Source organism: Rickettsiales bacterium (genome assembly GCA_025210695.1).
Classification (GTDB): Bacteria; Pseudomonadota; Alphaproteobacteria; order Rickettsiales; family CANDYO01; genus CANDYO01.
The window spans coordinates 77097-92563 of record JAOARE010000008.1 but is presented as its reverse complement, the minus strand read 5'-3'; the positions used below and the strand labels follow the sequence as shown (position 1 = coordinate 92563).

General features: G+C 34.6%; 13 protein-coding genes and 1 pseudogene. 11 read left to right on the top strand and 3 right to left on the bottom strand.

All coding sequences use genetic code 11. The annotated features are described in order from the left end of the window. The first annotated feature begins 1 nt into the window (after window position 1). The 6 genes from coaE (at window position 2) to hisS (ending at window position 6670) form a co-directional block, all read left to right on the top strand. Window positions 2-592 carry a dephospho-CoA kinase gene (gene coaE, locus N4A31_00770; GenBank protein MCT4634765.1) on the top strand — a complete coding sequence of 197 codons (591 nt, stop codon included), beginning with the start codon at window positions 2-4 and terminating at the stop codon, window positions 590-592. Further along, complete coding sequence (dnaQ, locus tag N4A31_00765; protein MCT4634764.1) at window positions 589-1260, top strand: DNA polymerase III subunit epsilon; 672 nt, start codon at window positions 589-591, stop codon at window positions 1258-1260. The genes coaE and dnaQ overlap by 4 nt, the downstream gene beginning before the upstream one ends. Window positions 1261-1272: 12 nt before the next feature. Then, on the top strand, window positions 1273-2043 hold the full coding sequence (locus N4A31_00760; protein ID MCT4634763.1) for an outer membrane protein assembly factor BamD: 771 nt from the start codon (window positions 1273-1275) through the stop codon (window positions 2041-2043). Continuing rightward, complete coding sequence (locus tag N4A31_00755; protein MCT4634762.1) at window positions 2018-3655, top strand: DNA repair protein RecN; 1638 nt, start codon at window positions 2018-2020, stop codon at window positions 3653-3655. The genes N4A31_00760 and N4A31_00755 overlap by 26 nt, the downstream gene beginning before the upstream one ends. A 354-nt stretch (window positions 3656-4009) precedes the next feature. Further along, window positions 4010-5425 carry an amino acid permease gene (locus tag N4A31_00750; GenBank protein ID MCT4634761.1) on the top strand — a complete coding sequence of 472 codons (1416 nt, stop codon included), beginning with the start codon at window positions 4010-4012 and terminating at the stop codon, window positions 5423-5425. A 12-nt stretch (window positions 5426-5437) separates the two neighbouring features. Beyond that, window positions 5438-6670, top strand: a complete 1233-nt coding sequence (gene hisS, locus N4A31_00745) for a histidine--tRNA ligase (GenBank protein ID MCT4634760.1) — start codon at window positions 5438-5440, stop codon at window positions 6668-6670. 9 nt (window positions 6671-6679) lie between these two features. Here hisS and N4A31_00740 read toward each other — a convergent pair whose 3' ends face one another. From N4A31_00740 to coxB, 3 genes and pseudogenes are all read right to left on the bottom strand, one after another. After that, window positions 6680-7600 carry a lipase family protein gene (locus N4A31_00740; protein MCT4634759.1) on the bottom strand — a complete coding sequence of 307 codons (921 nt, stop codon included), beginning with the start codon at window positions 7598-7600 and terminating at the stop codon, window positions 6680-6682. 16 nt (window positions 7601-7616) lie between these two features. After that, window positions 7617-9191: a cytochrome c oxidase subunit I gene (gene ctaD, locus N4A31_00735; protein ID MCT4634758.1), complete on the bottom strand. Its 1575-nt coding sequence runs from the start codon at window positions 9189-9191 to the stop codon at window positions 7617-7619. A 27-nt stretch (window positions 9192-9218) separates the two neighbouring features. Beyond that, window positions 9219-9917, bottom strand: a pseudogene (gene coxB / locus N4A31_00730) (cytochrome c oxidase subunit II). Between the two features lie 303 nt (window positions 9918-10220). Between coxB and tldD the strand changes: the two are divergent. From tldD to N4A31_00705, 5 genes are all read left to right on the top strand, one after another. After that, the gene (tldD, locus tag N4A31_00725) at window positions 10221-11654 is read left to right on the top strand and encodes a metalloprotease TldD (protein ID MCT4634757.1); all 1434 of its coding nucleotides are present in this window, start codon (window positions 10221-10223) and stop codon (window positions 11652-11654) included. Window position 11655: 1 nt separating this feature from the next. Beyond that, the gene (locus N4A31_00720) at window positions 11656-12783 is read left to right on the top strand and encodes an N-acetylmuramoyl-L-alanine amidase (GenBank protein ID MCT4634756.1); all 1128 of its coding nucleotides are present in this window, start codon (window positions 11656-11658) and stop codon (window positions 12781-12783) included. A 156-nt stretch (window positions 12784-12939) separates the two neighbouring features. Continuing rightward, window positions 12940-13479, top strand: a complete 540-nt coding sequence (gene petA / locus N4A31_00715) for a ubiquinol-cytochrome c reductase iron-sulfur subunit (protein MCT4634755.1) — start codon at window positions 12940-12942, stop codon at window positions 13477-13479. An 11-nt stretch (window positions 13480-13490) separates the two neighbouring features. Continuing rightward, window positions 13491-14702, top strand: a complete 1212-nt coding sequence (locus N4A31_00710; GenBank protein MCT4634754.1) for a cytochrome b N-terminal domain-containing protein — start codon at window positions 13491-13493, stop codon at window positions 14700-14702. Between the two features lie 4 nt (window positions 14703-14706). After that, the gene (locus N4A31_00705; GenBank protein MCT4634753.1) at window positions 14707-15462 is read left to right on the top strand and encodes a cytochrome c1; all 756 of its coding nucleotides are present in this window, start codon (window positions 14707-14709) and stop codon (window positions 15460-15462) included. Window positions 15463-15467 lie beyond the last annotated feature (5 nt).

Here is a 15467-nt window from a genome sequence, read left to right as displayed (position 1 = left end):
TATGATAGTGATAGGTTTAACTGGATCAATAGCAACTGGAAAAAGCTTTGTTGCGGATATATTTAAAGAGAAAAATATGGCCGTATTTGATTCTGATTTTGAGGTTGCTAAGTTATTGGAATCACAAGAAGTTATAAATCTTATAAAGAATTGTTCTAAATTATCTTTAGCAATACTAGACAATAAAGTTGATAAGAAATTATTATCTAAAACAGTCTTTAATGACAAAGAAGCTTTAGATTCTTTAGAAAAGATTTTACATCCTTTGGTGGAAAGAGAAGCTAACGATTTTATAAAAAGCAAAGAATTAGATAAAATTATAGTATTAGAAATACCGCTTCTTTTTGAAAAAAACTATAAAAAATATTGCAATAAAGTTATAACCACATATTGTAGCGAGAGAGTACAAAGAGAAAGAGCTTTATCTAGAAAAAACATAGATAGTGATAGATTTAATTTTATAATAAAACAGCAGATGCCTATCAATCTTAAGGCTTTATTAACTGATTATATTGTTTATACTGAGGTATCAGAAGATTACACAAGAAAGCAGATAGAAGAAATTTTACTTAAAGAGCAGGAAGCTTTATGAAAAGAGAAATAATTCTTGATACAGAGACAACAGGCTTAAAGCCAGAAGAAGGACATAAATTGATAGAAATTTGTGCAATGGAAGTTGTTGATGGAGTTAAAACAGGAAATATATTTCATACATATATAAACCCTAAGAGAGATGTTCCTGAAGGAGCTTTTAAAGTTCATGGAATTTCTACAGAGTTTTTATTAGATAAAAAAGTTTTTTCTGAAATTGCGGCTGAATTTGTTGAGTTTATCAAGGACTCTACTTTGGTGATTCATAATGCAAAATTTGATGTTGGTTTCTTAAATTATGAATTAAAAAAATTAGGACATCCATTGATCAACTTAAATGAAGTGGTGGATACTTTAAGCTTGGCAAGAAGAAAATTCCCAGGATCTCCAGCGAATCTAGATGCCTTATGTAAAAGGTTTAAAATTTCTCTATCAAAGAGAGATAAGCATGGAGCAATAATAGATGTGGAGCTCCTTTATGAAGTTTATCTTCATCTTTTAGAAAAACACCTATTGATTAAAACAGAAAATGATGTGGAGAATAAAGCTAAGGGAGTGATTATTAAAAAGGAGTTTAGAGAAGCGCGTAATTATAATGCTTCTAAGGAAGAATTAGAGGCTCATGCTGAGTTTGTTAAAGCTATAAAAGAGCCAATTTGGAATAATTAAAAGAGATTTTATATGAAAATTTTTAATAAAATTATAGCTATATTACTATGTTGTTTGGTTTTGGGGTGCGCTAAGACAAAAGAGGATAAATTAGCAAATTTAACACCTGAACAGTTATATAGTGATGGAATGGTTTATTTAAAGAAAGGATCATATGCTGAATCTATCAAATATTTTGAAAGAATAGGTCAGGAATATCCTTACTCCACAATAGCAGGAGAGGCTCAGTTAATGGAATGCTATGCTTATTACAAGTTAAGTAAATTTGAATATGCAATTGCAGGCTTAAATGACTATATAAGTTTATATCCAGGAGAGAAAAGTATAGAATATGCTTATTATTTAAAGGCTATATGTTATTATGATCAGATTGTGACTATCAAATTAGATCAGCAAATAACCGAAAAGGCGAAAGATGCATTAACAGATCTTATAAATAGATTTCCAGATAGTGAATATTCTAGGGATGCGAGGTTTAAGATTAATCTGGTGCTGGATCATTTAGCTGGTAAAGAGATGGAAATAGGACGCTTCTATTTACAAAAGGGGGATGTTATTGCGGCGATTAATCGTTTTAAAGTTGTGGTTGATCAATATCAAACTACCACTCACATTGAAGAGGCTTTATATAGATTGTCTATGTGTTATTATAGTTTAGGTGTTAAAGTGCAAGCTAAAAGATATGCTGCGGTTTTAGGAGATAACTATCCAGATAGTAAGTGGTATGAGTATAATTACGAATTTTTAATGGAAGAAAATGCTTCAGTTTCTCAGGATAAATAATTTTCTACTTTTTAAAAAACAGGAGATTTCTTTTAATGGCAATTTTACTGCTATTACAGGAGAGACAGGTTCTGGTAAATCTATGCTTATTAAAGCTTTACGATTTGTATTGGGAGAAAAATTAGATATTACAGATCCTTTAGACGTATCTGTAATTGCTCAATTTAGATTAAATCAAGATAATCAAAATTTAATTCAAATATTAAATGAAAATGATATAGAGATAGAGGATAATGAGGTTATTCTCAGACGAGTATTAAATTCATCTAATAAAGGCAAAGCATTTATTAATGACGTTCCGGTCACTTTAAAATATTTGAAGAAAGTTAGTGAAGAATTAGTGGAGTTTCACTCACAGCATAAACAATTAGAGGCTTTTTCTCAGAGTAATTGCCTTAATATAATTGATCAATTTGCTAATGAAAATATTTTGCTAGAAGAGGTTTCCTCATTTTATCAACAGATTACAAAGTTAAATGCTGATATTGAAGAGTCTTTAAAGGAAAAACATGAATTAGAAAAAAATAAAGAATTCATAGAACATTCATTTAAGGAGATAGAGGCTCTTAATCTTCAAGAAGGTGAAGAATTAGAGTTGATAGGCAAAAAGAAATTATTCAATGATAGAATAAAAATAATCTCTGCAATAGAAGATTTAATCTCTGCTTTTGGTCGGGATGATGGAATTATTCAAAAATTAGTTAGATCGCAAAGAAATTTAAGTAAATTAGAATATAGTGCAGAATTAGATGAAAAAATAGAATCAACAATATTTCATTTAGATGAACTGCAAGCTATGGCAGAATCTAAGTTAAGGGATTTTGATTCTAATGATAGTATAGAAGATATTGAAGAGAGACTTTCTAAAATAAAAGAATTATCTAGAAAATATCGCTGCACATCTGATCAGTTATTGAATATTGGCAAAGAAGAACAAGATAAACTAAGCAAATTAGCTAATATTGAACAATTTATAAAAGAAAAAACCGCAAAAAAAGACGCTTTATTAAAAGAATATTTTATAAAGGCAGAGGCATTGTCGCAGAAGAGAAAACAGGCCGCCAAAAAATTAGAAAGCAGGATTTTAAAAGAATTACAGCAGCTAAAATTAGAACAGGTTGAGTTTAAAATAGAAATTAACTCAGATGAATTAAGACCTATTCACATAAAAGGCATAGATCAAGCTAGTTTCTTAATAAAAACCAATAAGGGATTTTCTTTTGCGGGGATAAATGAGATTGCCTCTGGTGGTGAATTATCAAGAATAATGCTGGCTTTCAAAGTTGCTCTAGCTGAAATTAACCTAAAAACCACCATAATATTTGATGAAATAGATTCAGGAACTGGCGGTGCAGTTGCTCAAACCATTGGCAATAGAATGAAAAAACTAGCAGAAAGTAATCAAATTATAGCCATTTCTCACCAACCACAGGTGGCTTCAAAAGCAAGCCAACATTTATTGGCAGCTAAATCTACAGGAACTATTGCTCAAACGAATATCAATGATTTAAGTTTTGAGGAGAAAACTAAAGAAATAGCCCGCATGCTGGCTGGTATTAATATTACCGAACCAGCTATGCAAGCAGCCTTGAGCCTAATTAAAGAAGAGTGAAATTTTTACAGGTCTAAGCTAGGGGCTTGTATTGCACCGGCTATACAGCTAGTAATAAAATATTACTTGGGATAGTGATTCGTATATTACAACTTTTTACTTAGCGTTACTTCCTGCTGGTTCATACGTTTTAAAGTATTCTAAACCATCAATAGTTTCACCTTTTAGGGTTATTGATCCATATTTAGAATTTTTGTTAATGCTAATTATCATCTTTGTTGTCAGCAAGAAAGATTAGATTCCAATTGAGCTTTGCTTGTGTTAAATAATTAAAAAATTCATCCACATTGACAAAATTCTCTTTTGCTCTATCCTGTTTGTCAATTCCTTTCTGTTTATTTAAAGAGACAAAATATGAATATATTCAAGCTAAAAACTATAAAAGAAGCATTAGAGAATACAGGTAGAAAGAGCGGCTTGACTAAAACTTTGAGCGTTTGGCATCTGCTTTTGCTAGCTTTTGGAGCCATTATTGGTACTGGAATATTTAGTATGACTGGAGTTGCCGCTAGCCAAATGTCTGGTCCGGCGGTGATAGCATCTTATGCAATTGCTGGAGTTACGGCAATTTTTATAGCCTTGGTATATACTGAAATTGCTTCGATGATTCCAAGTTCAGGTGGTGCATATTCATACGCTTTTGTTGCTTTTGGAGAGATTGTTGCTTGGATGGTTTCCTGGATGATGACTCTTTATTTTGTAACATCAGCAGCAACAGTGGCTGTTAGTTGGTCTGGATATATGGTTAGTATGTTAAGCGAGGGAGGTATAGATTTCCCTCTTTATTTAGCTCAATCTCCTGCCCAGGGAGGAATAATAAATTTACCAGCTAGTATTATTTGTTTATTCATTGCGGCGATATTGGTTAGAGGTACTAAAGAAAGTGTTTCTATTACCTTAATATTAGTGGCAACTAAAGTTATTGCTATTGCTTTATTTGTATATGTGGCAATTCCCCATTTTGATGCAACTAATTGGTTTGAACATAATCATCCATTTCAGCCTGATATATTATTAAGCAGCCCTTTTATGCCATTTGGTGTTTCTGGTGTTATGACAGGAGCTGCTTTTGTGTTTTTTGCCTATAATGGCTTTGATGCAATTGCATCCACAGCTGAGGAATGTAAGCGTCCTAAGCGAGATTTAATGATTGCTATATTAGGATCTTTGTCAGTATGTATGATTTTATATATGTTTGTGTCAGCTTTATTAGTTGGAATGGTACCATTTGACTTAATTGATATTAGCAGCCCACTTTCTAGCGCTTTAAGTATCAAGGGGCATAGCATTATGGCATCAGTAATTTCAGCTGGCGTGATTGTTGGTATGTTAGCTGTGATCTTGGTACATCTTTTTGCTTTATCAAGAATCATATTGGCCACTGCAAGAGATGGATTGCTTCCTTCTTTTTTAGCTAAAGTTCATAAAAAATATCGCACTCCTCATATGGCCACTATAACCTTTGGGGTGATTGCCTCTTTTATTGCTGGTTTTGTTCCTTTGGATGTTGTGGGCACTTTGTCAAGTGTGGGAACGTTGTTTTCTTTCATAGTTGTGGGACTGGCTTTAGTTGTACTTCGTCATAAATATCCAAAAGTTAAGCGTCCGTTTAAATGTCCTTGGGTTTATTTTGTCAGTACAATGGGAGTGTTTCTATGTTCTGTTCTGTTGATTGCTGCAATGAAGGAAGTGGGGGTATATGCAATGATTTGGATTGGAACAGGCATTGCTTTTTACTTTACTTATTATACAATAAGAGTAAAGCAATAATAGAGAATCTCTATGGAAAAATTACAGCCCGTTCGTGGAACAAAAGACCTTTTTGGTGAAGATTATGCCAAGCATGAATACATTATAGATAGCGCCAAAAGAACAGCAAGTCTCTACGGATATCAAGGCATTTCAACGCCAATTTTTGAATTTAGCAATGTGTTTAAACGTAGCTTAGGTGAATCTTCAGACGTTGTTGGCAAAGAAATGTATAGTTTTCTTGATAAAGGAGGAGAGGAAATCACTTTGCGTCCTGAATTTACCGCAAGTGTTTGTAGGGCCTATATTTCTAATGGATTTAAACAGTTATTGCCATTAAAATTATTTACTCATGGTCCATTATTTCGTTATGAGCGCCCCCAAAAGGGAAGACAAAGACAATTTCATCAGTTAAATTATGAATTTTTAGGGGCAGCAAGCCCTGAGGTTGATGCAGAAATGATTGCTATGGCAGCATCTTTACTGGATAAAATTGATGTATTGAAACATACTAGCTTAGAGTTAAATTCTTTAGGTTGCGCTCAAACTCGCAAGAACTATCAGAATGTTTTGGTAGAATATTTAAAAGAATTTGAAAATGATTTGTCTCATGATAGCAAAATTAGACTCTATAAAAACCCTCTAAGGATTTTAGATTCTAAAGATGAAGGAGATAAAAAACTTATAGCTAAAGCACCTAAAATTAATGACCATTTTACAGCTGAGGCAGAAGATTTCTTTGCTAAATTGCAGGAATATTTAGTTCTGCTTGGGATTGAATTTAGGGTTAATTCAAAACTTGTTCGTGGCCTTGATTATTATAACCATACTGCATTTGAATTTACGACTACAGAACTTGGAGCTCAAGGCACTGTTCTTGGTGGCGGGAGATATAATGGTTTAATTAAATTACTAGGTGGAGATGAGACAGAAGGAATAGGCTTTGCAGCCGGAATAGAACGATTAGCTTTATTATGTGATTTGCCTGAAGAAGTTTCTCGCCCTTGCGCTGTGATTCTTCAAGATAAAATGGCTCAAAAACAAGCGCTAAAAATAGTCAATGATTTAAGAAATAACGATATTGCTGTGCAGTTTGATGGCTCTATAAAATTTGATAAAGCCTTAAAAAATGCAGTTAAAAACAACTGTCAATTTGCTATATTCATTGGAGAAGAAGAATTGAAGAGCTCTTCCGTGAAATTAAAAAATTTAGATACTCGAATTGAACAAGTTGTAAAAATAGGGGATTTAAAATCCTTGTTGTGAAAAATTGACTTATCGACTTCTCGATTTACTATTTATATTCTTTTGTACTTTTCTATATAAGTTTCTTTTACTGCCATCTAGAATTATAGATAGAGAGTCTTTTATATTTAATTTAGATGCTTCTTGCAAAGCTTTTTTTATTCTTTCTGAGCGATCCTTTCTGATTGCTTTTCCTAATCTTTTTTTCTCTAGAGAAAGATGCATACGGCGTTCTATTTCTATGGCTTTGGCATGAGTTGCTTGTAAGGCTCTATCAGTGATGTTATCACAGATGTTTAGATATGCGGGTGGTTGATGAGTATCTAATGATTTATCTGTAACTGACATCTTTATTCTATGATATCCAGCATGGCTAAAAAGAGGGGGCGGAGGCAAATGAACAACGGGATCTCTTTTTTGTTGAACTAGTAAAGTATTAGATCCTAGATGTTTATTGTATTTTTGCGCTCCATTTTTAAAGAACACCCGAGGGCCACCAAAAGTTATATTTTTAACGTTTGTATCAGGATTTTGCAGTTTATGATTTAAAGATGCCACTTGAGACAGAGCGGCTCCTGCGCTATGGCCTGTGAAAATCATTTCTTTGATTTCGCTATTCGTGCTTAGCCCAGTAATTGCCTTATTCATAGACTTTTCACAATCTTTGTATAGATCATGGAATCCTTTATGAACATGAATAGGGTCTTCATCACTGCTAGTAATAGATGCGGGTTTAATATTTAAGTCATTTATTGCTTCTTCATAGGAGGTGGTTCCTCTAAAACATATAAATAATTTGTCTTTTTCTTTTTTGACTATCCCTATTGGAGTTCCATCTTTTTTAGAAAAAATACGGATATTATTATTATTTTGCAATTTCTGATATGATAACTCACTTAAGATCATCGCCTGTTTAACGTCGTTTGCATCAAAAGGGGAGTTGCTGTCCATAAAGGCATTTAATTACTTAGTGGGTTTCTTTTATTACAGGTGGAGTTTCATGGCTATGGAATGGTGGTGGAGAGGACAGGGTCCATTCTAAAGTGGTTGCACCTTCGCCCCATGGATTGTTAGGACATTTTTTACCATATTTTAAAGTGTAGAATATTATAAAAATAAAGAATATGCTGCTAAGCATAGCTATGCTTGCACCTATTGTGGAAACCATGTTCCAGCCTGCGAATATGTCTGGGTAATCTGGAATTCTTCTTGGCATTCCAGCAAGGCCTAAGAAATGCTGAGGGAAAAAGGCTAGGTTAACGCCAATGAAAGTGGTAATGAAGTGAACAATACCCATCCATTCTGGATATTGACGGCCAGAAATTTTTCCAAACCAATAATAAAATCCAGCGAATAATGCAAATAAAGCACCAAGAGACATCACATAATGGAAATGTGCTACCACATAGTAAGTATCTTGGAATACTCTGTCTATGGATGAGTTTGATAGTACAACACCGGTAACACCACCAACAGTAAAGAGGAAAATGAACCCCACTGAGAATAGCATTGGAACCCTAAATTCAATGGATCCACCCCACATGGTGGCAATCCAGCTGAAAATTTTAATAGCGGTGGGTACGGCAATAATCATTGTTGCAGCACTAAAGTAAGCCAAGGCATCAACACTTAAGCCAACGGTATACATGTGATGAGCCCATACTACAAAGCCAATGAATCCAATTCCTACCATAGCATAAACCATTCCTAAGTAACCAAAAACAGGCTTTTTAGAGAAGGTTGAAATGATCTGGCTTATTATACCAAAACCAGGTAAAATAATAATATATACTTCTGGGTGACCAAAGAACCAGAATAAATGTTGGAATAATACAGGGTCTCCACCACCAGATGGGTCAAAGAAGTTGGTGCCAAAGTTACGGTCGGTAAGTAGCATGGTGATTGCGCCACCAAGCACTGGCAAAGCAAGAATTAACAGGAATGCAGTAACTAAAATTGACCAAACGAATAATGGCATTTTATGTAAGGTCATACCAGGCGCGCGCATATTTAAAACAGTTGCAATTATATTGATAGATCCAAGGATTGAAGAAATTCCGGCTAAATGAAGAGATAAAATGGCTAAGTCCACTGCAGCTCCAGGGTGGAAAGTCATATTACTTAAAGGAGGGTAGACGGTCCAACCGGTTCCAGCTCCATCTCCAACGAAGGCAGAAGAAACAATTAATATGAAGGAAGGAACAAGAAGCCAAAAACTAATATTATTTAATCTTGGAAAGGCCATGTCTGGTGCGCCAATCATAAGCGGAACAAACCAATTACCAAAAGCCCCAACAGTGGCAGGCATAATCATAAAGAATACCATAATTATAGCATGGGCTGTAAGTAATACATTATAAAATTGATGGTCTCCATTTAAGAATTGATTGCCAGGCTCAGCTAGTTCAAGACGCAGAATCTCAGAGAATCCACCACCAATTAATCCAGCGATAATAGAAAAAATTAGGTATAAAGTGCCTATATCTTTATGGTTAGTTGAAAATAACCAGCGCTTAATTCCTGTTGGATGTTCATTACTCATATTGTTTCTTCCATTAATTTTTTTATTTTAGCTAGCAAATTTTTCTTTTGCATCTTTTACCCAAGCTTCATATTCTTCTTTGCTTACTGCTTTTAAAGAAATGGGCATGAAGCCATGGCCAACTCCACATAATTCAGAACATTGACCATAATATTGTCCTGGCTTAGTTATCCTAACCCAAGTTTCATTAATTCTTCCAGGCACTGCATCTATTTTAAGACCAAGAGATGGCATAGCAAAACTGTGAATTACATCACCTGCTGTAACCACTATTCTTATATCTGTATCAACAGGAAGAACTATAGGGTTATCCACGTCTAATAAACGAACTTGACCTGGTTTTAATTGATCATCAGGGATCATATAACTATCAAAAGCGATGTTTTCATCAGGATATTCATACTGCCAGAACCACTGTCTTCCCACTACCTTAATAGTCATATCCATTTTACCAATGGTGTCTACATAATAAAGCAATCTAAATGAAGGAATGGCAATAATAATTAAAAGAATACAAGGAACTATGGTCCATAGAATTTCTATACCAACATTATGAGTGAACTTTCTAGGAACAGGATTGTTTTTATGGTAGAATCTGATGCAGGTGTAAGCTAATAAAATAAAAACAAAAACTACTACACCAGTAATAATTATTAGCAATAAATCATGGAAGTTTACAAATTTTTCCATTGCTACAGAGGCGGCTTCTTGGAAGCCCATGTGCCAATTCTCTGGCAAGGCTAGACAAAGCGATGGAAACAGACATAACAAACACCCTAAGACACGAAACATAACAATGAACACAACCTTAAATTTAAAAGATATATAAAATTATTATCATAATTTATACTCTATGAATAGAGAAAACACAATAATTAATCAAACAAGAATCTATAACTAATTAAAGCACGGTTCTGTGTTCTCTAACAAATAATGATTTATAATTGTTAATCCAATGCGGATTTGACTAGCAATTTATGGAGTTGTAAATTATAGTATATTCGGTTTCAAAATATTTAGAGATAATAAATGCTTCTTAACATCAATGATGCTTGCTTTTTTAGCAAAAATAATTGGACAAAAGATGTTTGTCAAAATTTAGTTACTCAAATTTTGGATGGCTTTGATGATGGAGAATTATACCTGCAAGAATCTCAGTCAGAGATGTTGGTTTATGATGATCAGAAAGTGAATAATGCCAGCTTCAATATTTCTAAGGGGTTTGGCATGAGAGGAGTTTTAGGAGATGTAGCATCTTTTGCTCATTCGACAGATCTTTCAGAAGAGGCCCTAAAAAAAGCAGGAGAAGTGGTTAGGTCTATTAAAAGATTTGCCCAACCTGTGCATATGGCAATAGACGCTGGTAATAAAAAACATAGTTTATATCAAGCTCTTGACCCAATTAAAGAAGTGGATTTTCAAGAAAAAATTAATATAGCTAAAAATATAGATGAATATGTTCGCAGTAAAAACCCTTTTGTGAAACAAGTTACAGTTAGAATTGGCGGTGGAAGATCTATAATTTCAATACTTAAAACCTTGAGCGAAGAATATTCTGATATTAGGCCAATAACGCATCTTTCAATTTCTGTTGTGTTAGCAAAAGATGGAAAATTAGAGGCAGGTGGGGATAGTGCTGGTGCCAGGAAAGCTTACCATGATTTGTTCATCCCAGAAAATTGGCAAGCAATGGCTGATCGTGCACTTGATATGGCAATGACTAATTTGCAGGCAGAGCCTGCTCCAGCTGGAGAGTTTAAGGTTGTGTTAGGGCCAGGTGATCCTGGAGTGTTGCTTCATGAAGCTGTTGGGCATGGGTTAGAAGGTGATTTTAATCGCATGAAGACTTCTGCTTTTTCTGAATCTATGGGCAAGCGAGTGGCATCAAAAGGTGTGACGGTTATAGATGATGGTACTATTTCTAACCGAAGAGGTAGTTTGAATTTTGATGACGAAGGCACATCTACGCAAAGAAATATTTTGATTGAAGATGGCGTTTTAGTTAGCTATATGCAAGACAGAATGAATGCTAGGTTAATGAATATGAAGCCAACAGGTAACGGTAGACGAGAGAATTATGCTCATCAGCCAATGCCAAGAATGACAAATACTTTTATGTTGTCGGGAGATACCGCTCAAGAAGATATGATTGCTTCGGTAAAAAATGGTATTTATTTTCCAAAGTTTAATGGCGGTCAGGTTGATATCACTTCAGGGAAATTTGTTTTTGAGTCAGCTAATGCTTTTTTAATTGAAGACGGCAAGGTTACTAGGCCTATAAAAGGCGCTAGTTTAATCGGTAATGGCCCAGATGTTATGAAAAAAATTGAGGCTATAGGAAATGATTTAAGTTTGGATCGAGGGGCCGGAATGTGTGGTAAAAATGGACAGTCAGTTCCAGTTGGAATAGGGCAACCAAGCTTGTTGATAGAAAAAATTACTGTGGGTGGAACAAAAGTATAAGATGTTACTTGTTAGAATTTTTTTTGTTTTTAATGTGTTGTTTCTTGGAGTTAGTTCTTTTGCCCAAGTGAAGTTAGTTCATATTAATCACTCTATGATTGGCGATAATAAATATAGAGTCACGTTAGAGTTAGATCAGCAGATCAGTTACCAAGTGGTTCCAGGTGAAGATAAAGTAACTATTGATTTTACTAACACTGAATTTGTTGTGGAAAGTATATCTCACAGACTAGATGGAAGATTCCTCAAAGCAATTTTAAAATCTAATAGAGAAGCAAATACTTTAAGAATGATTTTAGAGTTATCAGAAAATACTAAATTTGAGAAATCTTACGCTGTGGTTCAAGATGGAAGGTTGTTTGTAACTATAGAGATGAGTAATAACAAAATTGTTGTTAATAAAGATAAGAAAAATAGGGCAAGAAAAAAAGAGGAGCAGCTTAAAAAAACTGTAATTATGATTGATCCAGGGCATGGGGGAGTGGATCAAGGGACCAAAGGGTCTAGCCTGAATATTTTAGAGAAAGATCTAGTTTTGGCCTATGCTAAAGAGCTATATAAGGAGCTTAAGAAATATCCACAATATAAAGTGATAATGACTAGGGATTCTGATGCCTATCTTTCTTCAGAAGAACGTAGGACAAAAGCTAGAAAAATGAAGGCAGATCTGTTTCTGTCTCTCCATGCAGACTTTAATGAAGATACTACATTGCATGGGGCTTCTGTTTACACTTTATCAAAAGAAGGGCTTGATAAAGAGACGGCAAATTTATCTGCAAAAAAAGCAAAAGGAGATGTTTTAAAGAATAGTCAGCTGTTAAACCAAAACAAAAAAATCGCCAATGTTTTAATCAATATGGTTTATCAAGACACTCAGAATGCTTCGATAAATTTGGCCAAAGCAATAATGATGTCTTTAAATAAATCATCTGTTGAAACTTTAAAAAAATCCCATAGGGTGGCAGAGCTAAAGATTCTTAAAGGTGTTGATACTCCCGCGGTGTTAATTGAGGTAGGGTTTTTGTCTAATAAAGAAGAAGAAAAACTTCTTGGTTCTACAAAACATAAGAAATTATTCACCCAAGCTTTAGTTCAGGGGGTTAATAAGTATATCAACAACTTAAAATAATTTTTAATAAAATTTATGAAGTGTTGCTTTTGCGAGTTCTGGACAAAACTTTATAAATCGTATAAATTTCAAGGAAATTATTATTTCAGCTATTGATTTGATAATGATAGAGTGCTTAAATAATAAAGATATTTTTCATTAAATTAGAGGATAATAATGTCTGAAGAAGATTCCTGTAAGCTTTCAGATTCCAAAAGGGATAGGAGAGACTTTGTTGTTTTAACCGCATCTGCAGTGGCAGCCGTGGGGGCCGCGGCTTGTGTGTTACCTTTGGTTGATTCGCTTAATCCTTCTGAAGATGTTCTGGCTCAAGCTTCTATAGAAGTGGATTTAAGCCCTATAAAAGAGGGGCAGACCATAAAAGTGATGTGGAGAGGAAAACCTGTTTTTATTACTCACCGTACCAAAGAGCAAATTGAAGAAGCGAGGGCTGTTCCTATGGCAGATTTAATAGATCCTGAAACAGACCAAGAAAGAGTGAAAGAAGGGCATGACCAATGGTTGGTCATGATAGCGGTTTGCACACATTTGGGTTGTGTTCCTATTGAGAACAAAGGTGAATATGATGGATATTTCTGCCCTTGTCATGGGTCAGATTATGATTCATCGGGGAGAATTAGAAAAGGGCCGGCGCCTAAAAATTTATTTATACCAAGCTATAGATTTGTTGATGATAATAAAATTATTATTGGCTAGAGGATAAGTTAATGAGCAATAAAAAGAAAAGTGGAATTATTGAATGGATAGATTATCGTCTTCCCGTTTTTACCTTTATAAAACATTTGGGTGAATATAGAGCGCCTAAGAATTTGAGTTATTTATGGAGCTTAGGGTCTATAGCTGGTATTGCTCTTGTGATTCAAATTGTCACAGGGATTATTTTGGCAATGCATTATACTCCTGAAACAACTATGGCTTTTGATAGTGTTGAACATATAATGCGTGATGTGAATTATGGTTGGCTGCTTCGTAATATTCACGCTGTTGGTGCATCTATGTTTTTTGTGGCTATTTATATTCATATTATGCGAGGTGTATATTATGGTTCATATAAATCACCTAGAGAGATATTATGGTTTTTAGGGGTGATAATTTTCTTAGTTACTATGGCCACTGCCTTTATGGGATATGTGTTGCCTTGGGGGCAGATGAGCTTCTGGGGAGCAACTGTGATCACCAATTTATTCTCAGCAATTCCTTTAATGGGTGAAGCCATAACCAATTGGTTATGGGGTGGTTTTTCTGTTGATAATCCAACCTTAAATCGTTTCTTTGCTCTGCATTATTTATTGCCTTTTGTGATAGTTGGATTAGTTGCTTTGCATTTAGTTGCTTTGCATCAACATGGTTCAAATAATCCCACAGGTGTTGATGTTAAAACCAAGAAAGACACAGTTCCTTTCCATCCTTATTACACTATAAAAGATTTTGTTGGTTTTGGAGTTTACTTTATTATATTTGCTTATTTTATATTTTTTGATGCAGATTTCTTAAATCATCCAGATAATTTGATTCCAGCAAATCCAATGGTGACTCCTCCTCATATTGTTCCAGAATGGTATTTCTTGCCTTTCTATGCAATATTGCGTTCCATTCCAAATAAATTAGCTGGTGTTGTTGCAATGATTTCTTCCATTTTAGTGTTGTTAGCTTTGCCTTGGCTTGATAAATCAAAAGTGAAAAGTTTGGCTTACCGTCCTTTATCTAGGTTTTTCTTCTGGATCTTTATAGCTGATTCTTTATTGTTAGGTTATGTTGGAAGCCAACCCGCTGAAGGAATATTTACTGTTATAGGAACAATAGCAACATTCTATTATTTTACCCATTTCTTTTTAGTGATTCCGCTTACTAGCAAATATGAATCGGTAGAAGAGCTGCCTGCGTCTATTGATGAATCAGAAGTAAAAAAGAAGGGGTAAGTTTATGAAGCGTGTATTGTTGTTGTTAAGTTTAATTATAGTTGCCAGTGGAGCGGTTATAGCAGCTAGCGATGGAATGACTCCTAAGAGAGTGAAGTGGAGCTTTGACGGAATGCTTGGCACATTTGATCGTACTTCTGCACAAAGAGGCTTTCAGGTATATAAGGAAGTTTGTTCGGCTTGTCATTCTTTAAAGTTAGTGGCTTTTCGTAATCTAACAGAAATTGGATTTTCTGAAGTTCAAGCTAAAGAAATTGCCAAACAATATAGCATTAAAGATGGCCCTAATGATATGGGTGAGATGTATGAGCGTCCTGGAAAATTATATGATTATTTCCCTCTTGTTTACGCCAATGAGCAAGAAGCTAGAGCCACTAATAATGGTGCATTTCCTCCGGATTTATCTTTAATAATTCGTGCTCGTGAAGATGGAGCAAATTATGCCTATTCTTTATTGACAGGATTTAATCAAACTCCGCCAAGTGGCATGAAGTTATCAGAAGGAATGCATTATAATCCTTACTTCCCAGGAGGGCAGATTGCTATGGCTCCACCGCTTATGGAAGGCATGGTGCAATATACTGATGGTACAGAAGCTAGTATTGATCAAATGTCTAAAGACATAGTTAATTTTTTACAATGGACTGCTGATCCAAAAATGGAAAGACGCAAGTCTATGGGAATTAAAGTATTGCTATTTTTAGCAGTGTTCACAGGTTTGTTCTATGTTGCCAAAAAGAGAGTTTGGGCTAAAGTTTAAGAAGC